The sequence below is a fragment of the Nostoc sp. CHAB 5836 genome (assembly GCF_020829445.1).
Taxonomy (GTDB): Bacteria; Cyanobacteriota; Cyanobacteriia; order Cyanobacteriales; family Nostocaceae; genus Nostoc.
In genome coordinates, this window is record NZ_JAIVFV010000006.1 from 1 (window position 1) to 18,468 (window position 18,468).

Sequence of the window (18,468 nt, forward strand, 5' to 3'; positions counted from 1 at the left end):
GTAGTTTATATTACTATACCTTGGGGTTCTGGTGGCTATGCTTTTTTTTTGCTGGTAACTATAAACAAGATTAATCATTTATTCGCGTAATACATACGCGAACACTTCTTTTTTGTCCAAAGTCCAATAATGTAAATGGGTACTGCTAATAAAACCTATAGTTTAGGGCGAAAAATTTATCGGTTTACTGCCAGCGTTACTGGAGTCATTGCCCTGTTAATAATCCTGTGGGGTTGTACTGCAAATGATTTTAACGCCGGAGCGATCGCCTGGAAAACTTATAGCAACACCCGTTATGGCTTTGAATTTCCATATCCAAGTAACTGGACTTCTTTAGCAGCCCCAGCAAACAATGATGGCATTACGTTTATTTCGCCACAGGATAACTCCGTGGAAATTCGGGGTTGGGCAAGTCAGGAGTTACTAAATGATCAAGAATCTGTGAAAAAGATAAAACCCAACTTTCAAACCGCCCAAGGAGTATCTGGAGTGATGGTTGTAGAGGTTGATCAAAAAGCAGGTTCGATGACACTGACACTAACTCAGAGTCAAGTGAAATACTATTTGCAGGGACGAAGCAAAAGCCAAAATTTTCAATACTACTATCGTTTGTTTTATTACATTGCCCAGCAGTATCGGATTTCAAAGTTTTAATAAGGCATTGGGCATTGAGCATTGGTTATCCTCCTCATCTCCCTCATCTCCCTCATCCCCCTCATCTCCCTCATTCCCCCATCTCCCCCATCCCCACTTACCCAAAATCCACATATCCGCCAGAATAATGATTAACAGGGTACAGAAACCTGATAGATTTAGCTATCAGCGAGTAAAAACTGGTGAAGATGAAAGTCCTGGTTATTGGTGGTGATGGATATTGCGGTTGGGCAACTGCTCTTTACCTTTCCAATCGAGGTTATGAAGTTGGAATTTTAGATAGCTTGGTGCGGCGGCACTGGGATAATGAACTAGGTGTCGAAACTCTCACTCCGATCGCACCAATTCAGCAACGTCTCCAGCGCTGGCAAGATTTGACGGGTAAATCGATCGACTTGTTCATCGGCGATATTACGAATTACGAGTTTCTCCAGAAAACATTACAGCAATTTCAGCCAAATGCCCTAGTGCATTTTGGTGAACAGCGTTCTGCCCCATTTTCCATGATTGACCGAGAACACGCAGTTCTTACCCAGGTCAATAATGTAGTTGGTACGTTGAACTTACTGTACGCCATGCGGGAAGATTTCCCCGACTGTCATTTGGTGAAGCTGGGGACAATGGGTGAATACGGTACACCCAACATTGATATAGAAGAAGGGTATATCACCATTGAACACAATGGACGCAAGGATACCCTACCTTATCCCAAGCAGCCCGGTTCAATGTACCATTTAAGCAAAGTTCATGATAGTCATAATATCCACTTTGCTTGCCGGATCTGGGGATTGCGGGCAACTGATTTAAATCAGGGTGTGGTTTATGGCGTTTTAACCGAAGAAACGGGGATGGACGAACTATTGATTAATCGGCTGGATTATGATGGTGTGTTTGGTACAGCACTAAACCGCTTTTGTATTCAAGCAGCGATCGCACATCCCCTCACCGTCTATGGTAAAGGCGGGCAAACTCGCGGATTTTTGGATATTCGGGATACAGTAAGATGTGTGGAGTTAGCGATCGCTAACCCTGCCGAGGCTGGTGAATTCCGCGTATTTAACCAATTTACCGAACAATTCAGCGTCGGCGACTTGGCATTGATGGTGAAAAAAGCTGGTAACGCTATGGGATTGAATGTAGAAATTAATCACTTAGATAATCCCAGAGTCGAGAAAGAAGAACATTATTTTAACGCTAAAAACACTAAATTGCTCGATTTAGGTTTAGAGCCTCACTTGCTCTCTGATTCTTTACTCGATTCTCTGTTAAACTTTGCCATTAAGTATCAGAAACGAGTTGATCACAAACAAATCCTGCCTAAAGTCTCTTGGCACAGAAATTAGGATAAACCCCAGTAAATAGTGGGTCTAAAACTGGTCGTCATATCTTAGCACAATATGACGACCAATCAGTTATTTTGACTGTGCAGAATTGATTACAGCACGGGAAACAGTTTAGTCTGTGTTTGATACCGAAACGCAACAAAAGCTGGGATTATCTGCTTGTACTGAATAGTTTTATATGAGAATTGCCCTATTCACCGAAACCTTTTTACCCAAGGTTGACGGCATTGTAACGCGCCTGCGTCATACTGTTGACCATCTACAGCGCAGTGGTAATCAAGTGTTGGTGATTGCCCCTGATGGAGGCATCACAGAACACAAAGGCGCTAAAGTTTACGGCGTTACTGGCTTTCCTCTGCCATTGTATCCAGAATTGAAAATGGCTCTTCCCCGCCCAGCCATTGGTTACGCCTTAGAAGAGTTTAAGCCTGATGTTATTCATGTGGTGAATCCAGCAGTTTTGGGTTTAGCTGGCATATTTTATAGCAAAATCCTCAAAATACCCTTAGTAGCGTCTTATCATACGCATTTGCCCCAATATCTCCAGCATTACGGCTTGGGGATGCTGGAAGGTTTTCTTTGGGAACTGCTGAAAGGCGCTCATAATCAAGCTGCTTTGAATCTGTGTACCTCCACAGCAATGATAGAGGAACTGACAGCACATGGTATTGAACGTGTAGATTTATGGCAGCGTGGGGTAGATACAGAATTATTCCACCCCGATTTAGCTAATGTAGAGATGCGATCGCGCCTATCGCAAAATCATCCAGAAAGTCCATTGCTACTTTACGTTGGGCGACTTTCTGCTGAAAAAGAAATTGAGCGCATCAAACCAATTTTAGAGGCGATTCCGGCAGCGCGGTTGGCATTAGTTGGGGATGGGCCCCACCGTCAAACATTGCAAAAGCACTTTGCTGGCACAAACACTTATTTTGTTGGGTATCTCATGGGGCAAGAGTTAGGTTCTGCCTTTGCTAGTGCTGATGCCTTTATGTTTCCTTCCCGTACAGAAACACTAGGTTTAGTACTACTAGAAGCGATGGCTGCTGGCTGTCCGGTAGTGGCAGCCCGTTCCGGGGGAATTCCTGATATTGTGACGGATGGGGTAAATGGATATCTTTTTGAGCCAACAGCAGATATTCAAGGGGCATTAGCTGCTACTGTTCGCCTCTTAGAACAAAAACAACAACGAGACATCATTCGTCAAAATGCTCGCCAGGAAGCAGAAAGTTGGGGTTGGGCAGCTGCTACTAGGCAGCTACAAGATTACTATCAAAAGGTGATATGTTCTCAACAGTTGGCAAAATAGGGAGATGAGGGAGATGAGGGAGATGAGGGAGATGAGGGAGATGAGGGAGATGAGAAGAATTAATAACCAATGCCCAATGCCCAATGCCTAATGCTCAATGCCCAATGCCCAAAATCTAAAATCTAAAATCTAAAATCTATAGGACTTACGCAATAACTCCCTGAAACTCTTATTTCTTTGTGTCCTTTGCGCCCTACCCTGCGGGAAGCCGCTTTGCGTCTATGCGGTTCGTTTTTTCATTACTTTGCGTAAGTCCTAATCTAAAATCTAAAATCTAAAATTACCATGACACTTCCCAATCCTGGCAGCGTCTTGGCTACATTAACTGAATTAACTCAAGTTAATCGTACTCACGCCCTACTACGTCGCGTAAAAGACTTATCTGTTAATGAATTTATTTGTTTACTCGACTTCATAACTGCTGAGTTCCAGCAATTTCTTAGAGCTATTGAATTGATCAATAATGAAGCTCTAGAAACTATGTTAGAGAAGGTACTAGAAGCTATCACACTCAAAATTGGTCAAATTCTTCAAGCAGAACACACGGCCATTTTTTTAGTTGACTATGACAAAGGTCAATTGTGGTCAAAAGTTCCTCAAGATAATACCCAAAAATTCTTAGAAATTCGTACTCCTATTACAGTAGGTATCCCTGGTCATGTTGCCAGTACAGGTCAATATCTAAATATATCTGAAACTTATACTCACCCTTTATTTAGCCCAGAACTTGAAAAACAAATGGGCTACAAAATCCGCAATATTTTATGTATGCCTGTTATCAGTAGCAAAAACCAGACTGTAGCGGTGGTGCAACTGGCTAATAAAACCGGGAATATTCCCTTTAATCATGATGATGAAGAACGTTTTCGAGACTTTGCTGCTTCTATTGGTATTATCCTGGAAAGCTGCCAATCTTTTTATGTAGCCGCTCGTAATCAAAGAGGAGCAACGGCTTTATTGCGAGCAACTCAGACACTAGGGCAAAGTCTGGATTTAGAAGCAACTTTGCAGATGGTCATGGAGCAAGCTCGAATTCTAATGCAAGCAGACCGCAGCACACTGTTTTTATATCGTAAAGAGATGAGCGAACTCTGGACGAAGGTGGCCGCTGCGGCGGATGGCACAAACTTAATAGAAATCCGCATTCCCGCTAACCGTGGTATTGCTGGATATGTAGCCTCCACTGGTGAAGCCTTAAATATCTCCGATGCCTATAAAGACCCCCGCTTTGACCCGACTACAGATAAAAAAACTGGCTATATAACTCGCAATATCCTATGTTTACCAGTATTTAATTCTGCAAATGAGTTGATTGGTGTCACGCAATTAATTAATAAGCAACAAAGCAGTTTTACGGCTTCTGATGAAGAGTTTATGCGGGCTTTTAATATCCAGGCAGGAATTGCCTTAGAAAATGCTCGCCTGTTTGAAAATGTGCTGTTAGAAAAACAGTATCAAAAAGACATTTTGCAAAGTTTGTCAGATGCTGTGATTTCTACAGATATGGCAGGACGGATTGTCACGATTAATGATGCGGCTCTGGAGTTGCTGGGTTGTCCGATAACAGATGCTAATAGCAAGAACAACAAGCTCTTGTGGGAACCAAATTTGATTGGTCGCCTAGTTTGGGAAGTTGTGCCAATTGAAAATCTTCAAATGCGACTAGAAGATAGTTTAAAAACGGGAGCTAAACATTATGTGCCAGAGCAAAGTTTGATGGTGGGAGTGTGCCAAGTTATGAGTGAGGAGTTAGAAATTCAAAGTGAGATTCAACAACGCCAGTCGCCTCAACGGGAGGAAAATATCTACACGCCTGGTTCCTCAATCTTAGCAGTGCGCGATCGCACTAACCCCGATGTTTTCATTCCCTGGAATCTACCCCTGACTCCCCAATCGGAATTTTTCACTGTTGATCAGGTGCGAAACTTAGAGCGCAGTATCAATCTCACTGTTAATCCTCTAACTAACCCAGAAGGCGATGTACGCGGTGGTTTGGTGGTGTTGGAAGACATCAGTCAGGAAAAACGGATGAGAACTACCATGTCCCGCTACCTAACACCCCATGTAGCTGAACAAGTGATGGCTTTGGGAGAAGATGGCTTAATGGTGGGTGAACGAAAGGAAGTAACCATCTTGTTTTCTGATATTCGGGGCTACACAACACTTACGGAAAATCTCGGTGCATCTGAGGTGGTATCGCTACTTAATCAGTATTTTGAAACAATGGTGGAGGCGGTTTTTAACTACGAAGGCACTCTCGATAAATTTATTGGTGATGCTTTAATGGCGGTATTTGGTGCGCCGTTACCACTTACAGAAAATCATGCTTGGAGGGCTGTACAGTCAGCGTTAGATATGCGAAGCCGCCTAGAGGAATTTAACCAACGGCAAATTATCCAGACCCAGCCACAAATTCATATTGGCATTGGCATTAGTTCTGGGGATGTGGTTTCAGGTAATATTGGTTCGCGCAAACGGATGGATTACACCGTAATTGGGGATAGCGTAAATTTGAGTTCGCGTTTAGAAGCAGTAACTAAAGAATATGGTTGTGATATTCTTTTAAGTGAATTTACTTATCAACTGTGCAGCGATCGCATTTGGGTGCGCCAATTAGATAAAATTCGTGTCAAAGGCAAACACCAGGCTGTGAATATCTACGAATTAATTGGCGATCGCAATACTCCCCTAGATGCCAAAATCCAAGAGTTTCTCTTTCACTATCATACTGGACGCTCGGCTTATTTATCCCGCAACTTCTCACAAGCGATCGCCTGTTTTAAAGCGGCCAAGTCCATCCAACCTCAAGACCAAGCTGTTATTCTACACTTAGAACGTGCGCGTAATTATCAACAAGCGCCGCCTCCAGATTCCTGGGATGGTGTCTGGACAACGGTTACTAAATAGTCATTTGTCATTTGTCATTTGTCATTTGTCATTTGTCATTTGTCACTTGTACTGCCCTTTTCTACGAGAGGCTGCGCCAACGACTACGCTCAGTAACCGCGAACGCGAGTGCGTCTCGCAGAGAAGTCGAAGTATTTGTCATTTGTTATTGGCTATGCTTGTTCTCCTTGTCCACCTCGTCTCTGTTATTTTTCCTTCAACCATGAGACTCCCTTTGATCGTCCTGAAACGGGTCTTCGCCGATTCTTAGCTCTTTTTTTGAGCGTTTCAACTGTTTCCATAGATCCTTTATTTGTTCGTAAGCTGCACCTGGAGGCAGTTTCCCACCTGTTTCTAGGTTGCAAATGTAGCTTACTCGTTGGGCAAATTCTTGCAGATTTGCATTAAAAACCAAGTTTTCTGGCTTTACCTGACCGTAGTAGCGACCACGAGGATAGAGAAAATCATCTTTGTTCACTATATTTGTTGTCCAATTTATCGAATAGAATTCACGAGTTAAGTAAGTCGGTGATAATAAATCAAACTAGGTTAAGTAATGTAAAAAATCTTGATATTAGTTTGTAGTGAGGGCTACCCTACGGGAACGCTCCGCGAACAGCCCTCAAATGAGGACTAAAGTCCTGACTACAAACCTTTAATTATTTACGCCGCTCTACTTAGGAGTCGGAATTCAGAATGAATTATGTAGGAAAAAGCGGATAGCGCAGCGTTAGCGAGTCATCGAGCGTCTGAATAATCGGCGTTTTTGCACCCCCACTAAATTGAAAATTTAGTGGTCTTCAATCAGTGGCGGGTCTGAATCCCCGACTGATAGCGCAGCGTTAGCGAGTCCGCGAGGGTCTTGATTCTGACTCCTAAATTCTTCAATTTCCTTCAGTTTGTTCATTTATTTTATCTTAATTTATGAATTTAGATTGTAATTAACTTCCGTGGAAACCCTGATTTACAAACGATTCAAACATACTTCATCTATGAAATACAGTTTCTTACTGGTAAATAATTACAATCTTTTTTGGTGAAAATACGTAGTACAATTAACATACACCAAAGCCAATTGTCCTCTGTTAAAAGTTAGAGGATGTTTTAAAAGTGGTTGGCTGTGATTTTAGGTACTTATTGATCCCCCCAACCCCCCTTAAAAAGGGGGGCAAAACCTTTCAAAGTCCCCCTTTTTAAGGGGGATTTAGGGGGATCTAGAACGTTTTGCTACCGATAAAAAGACTTTTAAAACATCCTTTTAGAGATTCAGTTGTCAGTCTTTGCTAACCAAATACATTGGTGCGAAAAAACTTAAGTATGTTACGAAGCATAAATAAGCTTAAAACCCTTACTAATGACGAATGACGAATGACAAATGACAGCCTTAGCCAGTTAACTTTAATTGCGCCGACCTACTTACTGATTCTGTTACTAACAAGAGGGCATTGGGCATGGGGCACAAGTGCGGTTTTCTGCCCAATTATCGGCAGCCCCGCTTCCTCTTCAATCATTAGTAATGGCTAATAGTTGATAACTAAAGATAAAATGGTGAAACCTCAAAGGACAATTTTTGTCCATCGCCTAGAACTTTACCTGTCACCATGTCTGTTAATTCCAAGTTATACGAAGGCAAAGCGAAAATTCTTTATACAACGGACGATCCCGAAGTCTTGCTAGCTGATTTTAAGGACGATGCCACAGCGTTTAACGCCCAAAAGCGTGGCAGTATCCAAGGTAAAGGAAAAATTAATTGTGGCATTTCCAGCCAACTTTTTAAACAGTTGGAGAAAAATGGTATAAAGACTCACTTTATCGACAGCCCTGCCCCGAATCAGATGCGGGTGAGGGCAGTAAAGATTTTACCCTTAGAAGTAGTTATCAGAAATATTGCTGCTGGCAGTCTGTGTCAGCAAACAGGATTACCAGTGGGTACAATTCTGAAACAGCCAATGGTTGAGTTTTATTACAAAAACGATCAGTTAGGAGATCCCTTGTTGACGCGCGATCGCCTGTACCTGCTAGAACTAGCTACTGCGGAACAAGTAGACGCAATTATACATCTAGCATTGCAAATCAACGAATTTCTCAATAAGTTCTGGCAAAGGTGTGGCATTACTCTAGTAGACTTCAAACTAGAGTTTGGTTTGGACTCACAACAGCAGTTGCTCTTGGCAGATGAGATTAGCCCCGACACCTGCCGTTTGTGGGATACCGCAGAAGAGGACTTAAATCGGCGGGTAATGGACAAAGACCGTTTTCGCCGAGACTTAGGAAATGTAGAGGATGCCTACCAGGAGGTTTTACAAAGAGTGCTAAAAGCGGTACAGAGTAATAACTAAATGGGCAAAAATCAATTAAACTCGTTTGGATTGTCATTTGTCATTTGTCAATAATGCTCAATGACTAATGACTAATTTGTGATGGTGTGTGGTCGTGAAGAGGAATTATAAGTAAAATGCGTTTATCTCCCGTATTGGTGGCAGCAGTAGCAATTGCAGTCCCTTTGGGCGGCTCATTGAGTGCAAATGCAGAAACCGCCAACAGTTCAAAACAGACAACAGAAGTTTTGACACTACAAACAAATCAGCAGCCAGAAAAGGACACTGGTCAGGGTAACTCTAGTAAAAGTCTAGAATCTCGACTTAAACCCACAGAGGTTACAGAGGGGGAACATCTACAACCTGGCGTTGTCAAAGTTTACTCTGCCAATCTAGCAGCGATACCTGGGTTGGGCTACGCGTACGCGGCCCCAGAGGTAATACTGCCAACCTCCACAACCCCAACAACTGCACAAACCCCTCAAATCAACCCCAACCCTACTCAACAACCGTCCCCCAGCCCAAATATTCCACCGCCAGCGAATCAGCAACCAACGCCTTCCCCAACTCTTGAGACAACTCCAGTTCCAGAGAATGTCAATCCACCGACAACGGAACCTTTATTACCCACAACTCCAGAACCATCAGCCGCTCCAGACCTTCCATTCCCAGATAGTCAACAACGAATACCTACCCCACGCCCAGGTGCTACTCCCAGTCCACAGAATGTTAACCCACCGACAACTCCGGGAAATACTCAACCCAACGCAGCCCCAGAAGCCAATGATCCTCGCGTACTGGTGTCGGAAGTAGTAGTTAGACCACAGGCTGGGCAACTATCACCAGAACTGGAAGACCAAGTTTATAGGGTAATTCGTACCCAACCAGGACGAACGACAACCCGCAGCCAACTGCAAGAAGATATTAACGCCATCTTTGGTACTGGCTTGTTCTCCAACGTCCAAGCAGCCCCAGAAGATACCCCCTTGGGAGTGCGGGTGAGCTTTGTTGTGCAGCCTAACCCCGTCCTGAGCAAAGTAGAAGTGCAAGCCAATCCTGGCACTGGTGTTGCTTCTGTACTACCAACTAATACTGTAGATCAAGTATTTCGCGAACAGTATGGCAAAATTCTCAACTTGCGTGACTTGCAAGAAGGTATCAAGCAGTTAAACAAACGGTATCAAGACCAAGGTTATGTACTAGCCAACGTGATTGGAGCGCCCCAAGTCTCTCAAAACGGGGTTGTTACCTTGCAAGTAGCAGAAGGTGTAGTAGAAAACATTAGAGTCCGGTTCCGCAATAAAGACGGTCAAGAGACAGACGAAAAGGGACAACCAATTCGCGGACGGACACAAGATTACATCATTACACGAGAATTGGAGTTGAAGCCAGGACAAGTATTCAATCGCAACACAGTGCAAAAAGACCTACAGCGCGTGTATGGACTGGGACTGTTTGAAGATGTAAATGTCTCCCTTGACCCTGGTACTGACCCCAGCAAGGTCGATGTAGTAGTGAATGTAGCTGAACGCAGCAGTGGTTCTATTGCGGCTGGCGCAGGGATTAGTTCTGCTAGCGGACTTTTTGGAACAGTAAGCTATCAACAGCAAAACCTGAACGGTCGGAACCAAAAACTGGGAGCAGAAGTGCAGGTAGGAGAACGGGAACTGCTGTTTGACGTGCGGTATACAGACCCCTGGATTGCGGGAGATCCCTACCGGACTTCCTACACAACCAATCTTTTTCGCCGCAGTTCCATTTCATTGATTTTTGATGGCAAAGACCAGGATATTAGAACCTTTGACCCAAATAATCTTACTAATACAGATTCTCAAGATCGCCCCCGCATTCTCCGTCTAGGTGGTGGTGTCACCTTTACCCGTCCTCTTTCTGCCAATCCTTACAAAACTTCCGTCTGGACTGCCTCAGCAGGTTTACAGTATCAACGAGTTTCCGCCCGTGATGGCGATGGCAATCTCAGAAAAACAGGAGCAGTGTTTGACGATAATGGGAACCGCACCAGCGAAGAAATTCCACTTACCTCATCTGGTTCAGGTGAAGATGATTTAGTACTATTGCAATTAGGGGCACAGCGCGACCTCCGTAATAACCCATTGCAACCCACTAGCGGTTCTTATCTTCGCTTCGGGGTAGACCAGTCAGTACCTGTGGGACAAGGCAATATTTTTCTTACCAGATTGCGTGGTAGCTACAGCCAATATTTACCCATCAAGCTTATTAGCCTCAGTAAGGGGGCACAAACTTTAGCATTTAACCTGCAAGCAGGAACCATCCTTGGTGACTTGCCTCCTTACGAAGCCTTTACCATCGGCGGTAGCAACTCCGTCCGGGGTTATGAAGAAGGAAGATTAGGTAGTGGACGCTCTTACGTGCAAGCATCAGTTGAGTATCGGTTTCCAGTTTTTTCAGTAGTCAGTGGCGCATTATTTTTTGATCTCGGCAGTGACCTAGGAACTAGTACCAGAGCGGCTGAAGTATTGAACAAAAATGGTAGTGGCTACGGTTATGGTCTTGGCGTTCGCGTCCAGTCTCCATTAGGGCCAATTCGTATTGACTACGGTATCAACGATGACGGTGATAGTCGGATTAATTTCGGTATTGGCGAAAGGTTTTAGTTTGTCATTAGTCATGAGTCATTGATCATTAGTGAATCACAAAGGACAAATGACAAATGACAATTAGCTTGCTAATTTTTACATTTACCTCAATACTGTTCCGATAAAGGGATTAATGACATTTTTAGGGGAATATCAGGGACTTTACCAAAACAGACGATGAACAATACTAAAGAAAATATATTGACTTTTCGGCTATGCAACAGCACACTCTAGCAGCCGAAATCACCCAAATAGGGGTGGGATTGCATAGCGGTGTGAATACCCAGGTGCGGATACTACCAGCTGAAACGGGAAGTGGACGCTACTTTGTGCGAGTGGATTTGCCGGATTTGCCGATCATTCCAGCCCAAGTTGCGGCAGTTAGCCACACTGTTCTCTCAACTCAGTTGGGCAAGGGTGAAGCTTATGTTCGCACGGTAGAGCATTTGTTGGCAGCGCTTTCGGGTATGGGCGTGGATAATGTCCGGATTGAAATTGATGGGTCAGAAGTCCCCCTTTTGGATGGTTCAGCAAGTGTGTGGACAGCCAACATTGCCCAAGTAGGCTTAATATCACAACCCGTTAACAACCAAGTTCCTTTGGCTGTTACAGAGCCAATATGGGTCTATCAAGGGGATGCCTTTGTATGTGCCCTCCCAGCACCAGAAACCCGCTTTAGTTACGGGATTGATTTTGATCTACCTGCCATTGGTAATCAATGGTATAGTTGGTCACTAACCACTGAACTAGAAAAAGCTTCTGCTAGCTTTGCGGCGGAAATTGCTCCTGCTCGTACTTTTGGGTTACTCCATCAAATTGAACACTTACAAAAAACAGGCTTAATTAAAGGTGGCACTTTGGATAATGCACTCGTTTGCGGGCCAGAAGGCTGGCTAAATCCACCATTGAGATTTGCAAATGAGCCAGTCCGTCATAAAATCTTGGATTTAGTAGGAGATTTAAGCTTACTAGGAACTTTTCCTCGTGCCCATTTCTTAGCGTATAAAGCCAGTCATAATTTACACATCCAACTGGCTCAGAAAATTTTAGATTTGGGATTTTAGATTTGGGATTTGCTCTAAAGTTTAAAATCCAGGATTATTAAAGCTTTCGATATACGCCTCCCTGCTAAACTTTCAGATAAAAAATTAACCACACGGCCAATGTCAATGGTTACCGAAGTGAATACCACAGATCCTACTGCACCTACATCTACCGAACAACAGGCCACAAATCAGACTACAATCACATCTGAGATTAAAACAACTTTCACATCTGAAGAAATTCAGGAATTGCTACCCCACCGCTACCCATTTTTACTTGTAGACAAAATAATTGACTACGTTCCAGGTAAAAAAGCTGTTGGCGTTAAAAATGTCACTATCAACGAACCCCATTTTCAAGGACATTTCCCCGGTCGTCCACTGATGCCAGGGGTGCTAATTGTCGAAGCAATGGCACAAGTTGGGGGCATTGTTTTAACTCAAATGTCTTCAGTAGAAGGCGGGCTGTTCGTCTTCGCTGGTATCGATAAAGTTCGCTTTCGCCGCCAGGTTGTACCGGGGGATCAACTAGTAATGACGGTGGAACTGTTATGGGTAAAACAACGTCGTTTCGGTAAGATGCAAGGTCGTGCCGAAGTTGACGGTCAACTTGCTTGTGAAGGGGAATTAATGTTTTCTCTAGTTAACTAAAAGTTTGCTTTCGTGGTATTGGCATAGCCGTGAAATGCCCTCACTGAATCCTAAAAAAGGATGAAAGTTAAAAAAAATCCACAACAGCATCTAATAATTTCTTGATTTTCGACGCCCTCTTTACGAGATGCTACTCGAACACACTTAACTTGCTTTGCCCGACACTTTCGTTCACTGAAATACTTCACGCTCTACCAGTCGCCTCGATGGGACGGTAGTCTGTACAACTCTCTTAACCAGAGTTAGACGCTGCCTCAGAAACCCTACCTGGCGCTGACTTATCAAGACAGTTCTGGAGATTCACCCTTGAAAACGCTAATTCATCCAACTGCTGTAATTGATCCGAAATCGGAACTCCACCATACAGTGCAAGTCGGTGCCTATGCTGTGATTGGAGCGCATGTCAAAGTGGGCCCTGAAACAATAATCGGCGCTCATGCAGTGCTAGAGGGGCCTTGTGAAATTGGGGCGCAAAATCAGATTTTTACAGGTGCAGCCATCGGTATGGAACCACAGGATCTCAAGTTTGTGGGAGAACCAACTTGGGTTAAAATTGGAGATAACAACTTAATTCGTGAGTACGTTACTATTAACCGCGCTACCGGTGCTGGTGAAGCAACGGTGATTGGCGATGGTAATTTGCTGATGGCTTATGTCCATGTAGCTCATAACTGCGTAATTGAAGACCAGGTAGTGATTGCTAACTCTGTAGCGTTGGCAGGTCATGTGCATATAGAGTCACGCGCTAGGCTAAGTGGAGTTTTAGGTGTGCATCAATTTGTGCATATTGGTAGACAGGCAATGGTCGGAGGCATGGCACGGATTGACCGAGATGTGGCCCCATATATGCTAGTAGAAGGAAATCCGGCGCGAGTGCGAACCCTCAACGTTGTGGGACTCAAACGGTCTGGTATGGACTCAGCAGATTTACTTGTGCTGAAAAAAGCCTTCCGCATTCTCTACCGTTCTGATTTGTCCTTTAAGGATGCCTTGGAAAAACTCGAACTGTTAGGGGATAGGGAACAGTTGCAGCATTTGCGACGCTTTCTGCTACTTTCTCAGATGCCGGGAAGGCGTGGCTTGATTCCCGGTAAAGGGAGAAAAGGCGTGAGTGATGAATCGTGAATTATTAAGTTAGGAGTTAGGAGTTAGGAGTTAGGAGTTGATCAATGAAATTTTTAACTCCTCACTGCTGACTCCTCACTGCTAACTATTTATTCCCTAACTTCTAACTTTAATTATCAAATTAAGTTATGAGTTATGAGTTGATCAATGAAATTTTTAACTCCTCACTGCTGACTCCTCACTGCTAACTATTTATTCTCTAACTTCTAACTTTAATTATCAAATTAAGTTATGAGTTATGAGTTGATCAATGAAATTTTTAACTCCTCACTGCTGACTCCTCACTGCTAACTATTTATTCCCTAACTTCTAACTTTAATTATGAAATTAAGTTATGAGTTGATCAATTAAATTTTGAACTCCTCACTCCTAACTCCTCACTCCTAACTATTTTAACTCCTCACTCCTAACTATTTAGTTTCTAACTTTAATTATAAAATGCGGATTTTTATCAGCACTGGTGAAGTCTCTGGCGATTTACAAGGGTCGCTGCTAATTACAGCACTGAAGCGTCAAGCTGTGGCGATTGGGTTGGAATTAGAGATTGTGGCGCTGGGTGGCGAAAAAATGGTGGAGGCTGGAGCAATTCTGCTGGGAAATACTAGTAGTATTGGCTCAATGGGTATTTTAGAAGGGCTACCTTATATCTTACCGACTCTCCAGGTGCAACGTCAGGCGATCGCTTCTCTAAAAGAAAATCCACCGGATTTAGTGGTGCTGATCGATTATATGACTCCCAATCTGGAAATTGGGACTTATATGAAACGGCAGTTACCAGATGTGCCTGTGGTGTATTACATTGCTCCCCAAGAGTGGGCTTGGTCATTAAGTTTACGCAGAACTAACCGGATTGTTGGTTTTACAGATAAGCTGTTGGCAATTTTCCCACAAGAAGCGCGTTATTTTCGCCAGCAAGGGGCAAAAGTTACTTGGGTAGGGCATCCTTTGATTGACCGAATGCAAGATGCTCCCAGTCGCCAAGCAGCGCGTGTGACACTGGGAATTGCACCAGAACAAATTGCGATCGCACTCCTCCCCGCTTCTCGCCGCCAAGAACTAAAATATCTTTTACCAATTATTTTTCAAGCTGCCCAAACTATTCAAGCTAAATTGCCGGAAGTTCATTTCTGGATTCCCCTGTCGCTGGAAGTCTATAGACAGCCAATTGAAGAAGCTGTTGAGCGTTACGGTTTACGGGCGACAGTTATATCAGGTCAACAAATGGAAGTTTTTGCTGCGGCTGATTTAGCCATCAGTAAATCTGGTACTGTCAATTTAGAACTTGCTCTGTTAAATGTGCCGCAAGTTGTAGTTTACCGCCTAAGTCGTCTGACTGCGTGGATAGCTCGTAAAATCCTCAAAGGTTCTATCAGCTTTGCATCGCCACCCAACTTAGTAGTGATGAAGCCGATTGTGCCAGAATTTTTACAAGAGCAAGCCACAGCAGAGAATATTACCCAAGCAGCGATGGAACTGCTACTCAATCCCAGTCGCAGAGACCAAACTTTGCTAGATTATGAAGAAATGCGGCAGAGTTTGGGAGAAGTTGGAGTGTGCGATCGCGCTGCTCAAGAAATTTTGCAAATGCGAGCAAATATATTGGGGTGTCATGGCTTATGAGATGAAAAAACAAAGGGCGATCGCAGTTGATTTGTTCGCTGGCGCGGGTGGTATGACTCTTGGCTTTGAACAAGCTGGTTTTGACGTGCTGGCCTCTGTGGAAATTGACCCGATCCACTGTGCAACACATGAGTTTAACTTCCCTTATTGCTCAGTGTTATGTCAAAGTGTTGTGGATACAACAGGGGAAGAAATTAGGAGTCGGTCTAAAATTGGCGATCGCGAAATTGATGTGGTAATTTGTGGCTCACCCTGTCAAGGATTTTCTCTAATTGGTAAACGGGTTGTTGACGATCCGCGAAATTCTTTAGTATTTCACTTTCATCGGCTGGTTTTTGAGCTAAAACCGAAATTCTTTGTCATGGAAAATGTTCGGGGAATCACAGTTGGCGAACATCAACAAATCCTCAAATCTTTAATTAGTCAATTTAAAATTTACGGTTATAAAGTAGAAGAGAATTACCAAATTCTCAACGCTGCAAATTACGGAGTACCACAGTCACGTGAGCGATTGTTCCTCATAGGTGCAAGAGAGGATGTAGAGTTACCAAAATATCCTCAGCCGATTACTAAACCAGCATTACCAAATAATTTAACTTCTAAAAAAATATCTAATATCCCATTGAGTCCTACAGTATGGGATGCAATTAAAGATTTACCTGAAATAGAAAAATATTCTGAGTTAGTAATAAGAGATTGGGTTATAGCAGAATACCAAAAGCCTAGTAACTATGCTCGTGTACTTCGCGGTCTTAAATACCTTAACGATGATTATTCTTATAAACGTGAATATGATTTGCGAATACTTTCTTCAAGTTTAAGAACAAAACATTCTGCTGAAACTATTCAACGTTTTCAGGAAACTCTACAAGGCGAGAGAGAAAAAATTAGTCGTTTTCATAAGCTACATCCTGCTAGTGTCTGCAATACTTTAAGAGCTGGAACAGACAAGTATAGGGGTTCTTTCACATCTCCTAGACCGATTCATCCATTTACGCCTCGTTGCATCACAGTCAGGGAAGCGGCGAGATTACATTCTTACCCCGATTGGTTTAGATTTCATGTAACTAAATGGCACGGTTTTCGGCAAGTTGGTAACTCTGTACCACCGCTACTAGCAAAGGCTGTGGCGGGTGAAATTATTCGTAGTTTGAATATTTCGCCTTTTAAACCGAGATTGCGATACAAGTTGGGAGATGAGAAGCTATTACAATTTAATATATCGCAAGCGACACAATATTATTACGGCGATTGTTAAGGAGAGCATCTCAATGAGTGTAAAAACACCCTTGCCCTGGCGAAGGTCATTCGCGGCTACACAAACTTTCGTCCGCCTACGCAAACTCAAAGAATTTGAAACCCAGGTCGGTGGGTTTTGTCTGTATAGCCCAATACAGTTCAGTATCGGGAGGGGAGTATTGGGCATTAGTCACTGTCAATGATTTTTGACTATTCCCCATTTCTCACTCCCCATTCTCTTACAGATTACTTTCAATCAACTGGCGGTATTCGCTCTTTTGCTTCACACCTTTAACTTCCTTCACCAGTTCCTTATTTTTGAACAATTGAACCGTTGGCGTTCCTGTCACACCAGCATTTTCAGCAATATCTCGGTCTTTGTCGATGTCAATTTCCACAAAGTGAATAATGCTTTCAAATTCATCCACTACTTTATTTAAAATTGGCTTCAGGGTATGACAAGGGCCACAACCAGGAGAGACGTATTTAACAAGGAGTAAGCGATCGCTTTCATGGAACAATTTCCGTAAAGCATAACCTCCCTCATGGCGCGTCCCATGTAAGTTAAATCCAGCTTCTTCCTCAGCTTCGGTCTTTTTGGCTGGCTGATGTTCTAATTCATTAACGGCTGTTTCTGGCTGTTGATGGAATTCTTGAATCAAGCCAGTAGATGACAACCAACGTTCTGCTAACATCGCCGCCATACAACCAGTACCCGCAGCCGTAATTGCTTGCCGAAATTCATGATCTTGGACGTCGCCAGCAGCAAAAACGCCTTCTATACTGGTTTCTACAGAACCATGTTTGGTGACAACGTAACCGATCTCATCGAGTTCTAGTTGCCCCTTAAATAAAGATGTATTGGGAGTGTGACCAACGGCATAGAATAAACCTTTAGCGTGCAGTTTGCTTTCTTCACCAGTTTTAGTATTGCGGATTTTCACCCCTTCCATGCGACCATTACCGAAGATATCCACGGCTTCTGTGTTCCAATGCACTTGGATTTTCGGGTTACTCAAAACGCGGTCTTGCATGGCTTTAGAAGCCCGCATTTTATCGGTGCGTACCAACATATTCACTTTAGAACCGTATTTGGTGAGGTAAATAGACTCTTCCGCCGCCGAGTCGCCAGCACCAATTACAGCCAATTCTGCGCCGTGAAAAATTGGTGTTGCACCATCGCAAATTGCACAAGCGGAAATACCCCGACTCCAAAATTCATGTTCGCTGGGTAAACCTAAACGCTTTGCTGTTGCACCAGTAGCAATAACGATGCTGTTGGTTTTTATTTCCCTTTCTTGCGATCGCACTGTAAATGGACGCTGACTCAAGTCAACTGACATAACATCTTCAGTATATAGTTCAGCCCCCCAGCGCTCCGCCTGAGCCTTCATCTGATCCATCAGTTCCGGCCCCGTAATCCCTTGGGGAAATCCTGGAAAGTTCTCAACTTCCGTCGTGGTCATTAGTTGTCCACCAGGTAATCCCCCGGCTTGGAAACCTTCAAATACAACGGGTTTTAGGTTAGCGCGTCCCGCATAGATGGCGGCTGTGTACCCTGCTGGCCCAGAACCGATAATTACCAAGTTTTCTACAGTTGGGTTAGTCATGCAAATATACAAACTCATAACGACTACGCTTAATATAGCATAACAAACTGTG

At 43.5% G+C, this 18,468-nt stretch carries 15 protein-coding genes; 13 read left to right on the top strand and 2 right to left on the bottom strand.

Translation table 11 applies throughout. The annotated features are described in order from the left end of the window. Window positions 1-135: 135 nt before the first annotated feature. From LC605_RS02215 to LC605_RS02235, 5 genes are all read left to right on the top strand, one after another. Window positions 136-654, top strand: coding sequence for a hypothetical protein (locus LC605_RS02215; RefSeq protein ID WP_229545947.1), 519 nt, complete (start codon window positions 136-138; stop codon window positions 652-654). Between the two features lie 7 nt (window positions 655-661). After that, on the top strand, window positions 662-868 hold the full coding sequence (locus LC605_RS02220) for a hypothetical protein (protein WP_229545948.1): 207 nt from the start codon (window positions 662-664) through the stop codon (window positions 866-868). Continuing rightward, window positions 843-1,997: an NAD-dependent epimerase/dehydratase family protein gene (locus LC605_RS02225; RefSeq protein ID WP_229545949.1), complete on the top strand. Its 1,155-nt coding sequence runs from the start codon at window positions 843-845 to the stop codon at window positions 1,995-1,997. Before LC605_RS02220 ends, LC605_RS02225 begins: the two co-directional genes overlap by 26 nt. Before the next feature lie 178 nt (window positions 1,998-2,175). Beyond that, on the top strand, window positions 2,176-3,306 hold the full coding sequence (locus LC605_RS02230) for a glycosyltransferase family 1 protein (protein WP_229545950.1): 1,131 nt from the start codon (window positions 2,176-2,178) through the stop codon (window positions 3,304-3,306). Between the two features lie 285 nt (window positions 3,307-3,591). Next, on the top strand, window positions 3,592-6,213 hold the full coding sequence (locus LC605_RS02235; protein WP_229545951.1) for a GAF domain-containing protein: 2,622 nt from the start codon (window positions 3,592-3,594) through the stop codon (window positions 6,211-6,213). A gap of 196 nt (window positions 6,214-6,409) precedes the next feature. Here LC605_RS02235 and LC605_RS02240 read toward each other — a convergent pair whose 3' ends face one another. Continuing rightward, window positions 6,410-6,670, bottom strand: coding sequence for a hypothetical protein (locus LC605_RS02240; RefSeq protein WP_229545952.1), 261 nt, complete (start codon window positions 6,668-6,670; stop codon window positions 6,410-6,412). Window positions 6,671-7,560: 890 nt separating this feature from the next. On the opposite strand from LC605_RS02240, the gene LC605_RS02245 reads away from it, so the two are divergent. The 8 genes from LC605_RS02245 to LC605_RS02280 all read left to right on the top strand — a co-directional run bounded on the left by LC605_RS02245 (window position 7,561) and on the right by LC605_RS02280 (window position 16,825). Further along, window positions 7,561-7,716 (top strand): hypothetical protein, encoded by a 156-nt coding sequence (locus tag LC605_RS02245; RefSeq protein WP_229545953.1) that lies wholly within the window; start codon window positions 7,561-7,563, stop codon window positions 7,714-7,716. Window positions 7,717-7,793: 77 nt separating this feature from the next. After that, entirely contained in the window at window positions 7,794-8,531 is a 738-nt protein-coding gene (gene purC, locus LC605_RS02250; RefSeq protein WP_229545954.1) for a phosphoribosylaminoimidazolesuccinocarboxamide synthase, read from the top strand. A 116-nt stretch (window positions 8,532-8,647) separates the two neighbouring features. Beyond that, entirely contained in the window at window positions 8,648-11,146 is a 2,499-nt protein-coding gene (locus LC605_RS02255; RefSeq protein WP_229545955.1) for a BamA/TamA family outer membrane protein, read from the top strand. Window positions 11,147-11,343: 197 nt separating this feature from the next. After that, window positions 11,344-12,192, top strand: coding sequence for a UDP-3-O-acyl-N-acetylglucosamine deacetylase (gene lpxC, locus LC605_RS02260; protein WP_229545956.1), 849 nt, complete (start codon window positions 11,344-11,346; stop codon window positions 12,190-12,192). Between the two features lie 99 nt (window positions 12,193-12,291). Beyond that, window positions 12,292-12,822 (top strand): 3-hydroxyacyl-ACP dehydratase FabZ, encoded by a 531-nt coding sequence (gene fabZ, locus LC605_RS02265; RefSeq protein WP_229545957.1) that lies wholly within the window; start codon window positions 12,292-12,294, stop codon window positions 12,820-12,822. Between the two features lie 306 nt (window positions 12,823-13,128). After that, window positions 13,129-13,947 (top strand): acyl-ACP--UDP-N-acetylglucosamine O-acyltransferase, encoded by an 819-nt coding sequence (gene lpxA, locus LC605_RS02270; RefSeq protein ID WP_229545958.1) that lies wholly within the window; start codon window positions 13,129-13,131, stop codon window positions 13,945-13,947. A 438-nt stretch (window positions 13,948-14,385) separates the two neighbouring features. Next, entirely contained in the window at window positions 14,386-15,567 is a 1,182-nt protein-coding gene (gene lpxB, locus LC605_RS02275) for a lipid-A-disaccharide synthase (RefSeq protein ID WP_229545959.1), read from the top strand. A 1-nt stretch (window position 15,568) separates the two neighbouring features. Next, window positions 15,569-16,825, top strand: a complete 1,257-nt coding sequence (locus tag LC605_RS02280) for a DNA cytosine methyltransferase (protein ID WP_229545960.1) — start codon at window positions 15,569-15,571, stop codon at window positions 16,823-16,825. Window positions 16,826-17,045: 220 nt separating this feature from the next. Here LC605_RS02280 and trxB read toward each other — a convergent pair whose 3' ends face one another. Then, the gene (trxB, locus tag LC605_RS02285; RefSeq protein WP_229545961.1) at window positions 17,046-18,416 is read right to left on the bottom strand and encodes a thioredoxin-disulfide reductase; all 1,371 of its coding nucleotides are present in this window, start codon (window positions 18,414-18,416) and stop codon (window positions 17,046-17,048) included. Window positions 18,417-18,468 lie beyond the last annotated feature (52 nt).

Excerpts from the sequence above, each read along its gene's own strand:
- LC605_RS02215 (WP_229545947.1), top strand. The coding sequence starts at position 136 with ATGGGTACTGCTAATAAAACCTATAGTTTAGGGCGAAAAATTTATCGG.
- LC605_RS02225 (WP_229545949.1), top strand. The coding sequence starts at position 843 with ATGAAAGTCCTGGTTATTGGTGGTGATGGATATTGCGGTTGGGCAACT.
- LC605_RS02230 (WP_229545950.1), top strand. The coding sequence starts at position 2,176 with ATGAGAATTGCCCTATTCACCGAAACCTTTTTACCCAAGGTTGACGGC.
- LC605_RS02235 (WP_229545951.1), top strand. The coding sequence starts at position 3,592 with ATGACACTTCCCAATCCTGGCAGCGTCTTGGCTACATTAACTGAATTA.
- LC605_RS02245 (WP_229545953.1), top strand. The coding sequence starts at position 7,561 with ATGACAAATGACAGCCTTAGCCAGTTAACTTTAATTGCGCCGACCTAC.
- purC (WP_229545954.1), top strand. The coding sequence starts at position 7,794 with ATGTCTGTTAATTCCAAGTTATACGAAGGCAAAGCGAAAATTCTTTAT.
- LC605_RS02255 (WP_229545955.1), top strand. The coding sequence starts at position 8,648 with ATGCGTTTATCTCCCGTATTGGTGGCAGCAGTAGCAATTGCAGTCCCT.
- lpxC (WP_229545956.1), top strand. The coding sequence starts at position 11,344 with ATGCAACAGCACACTCTAGCAGCCGAAATCACCCAAATAGGGGTGGGA.
- fabZ (WP_229545957.1), top strand. The coding sequence starts at position 12,292 with ATGTCAATGGTTACCGAAGTGAATACCACAGATCCTACTGCACCTACA.
- lpxB (WP_229545959.1), top strand. The coding sequence starts at position 14,386 with ATGCGGATTTTTATCAGCACTGGTGAAGTCTCTGGCGATTTACAAGGG.
- LC605_RS02280 (WP_229545960.1), top strand. The coding sequence starts at position 15,569 with ATGAAAAAACAAAGGGCGATCGCAGTTGATTTGTTCGCTGGCGCGGGT.
- trxB (WP_229545961.1), bottom strand. The coding sequence starts at position 18,416 with ATGACTAACCCAACTGTAGAAAACTTGGTAATTATCGGTTCTGGGCCA.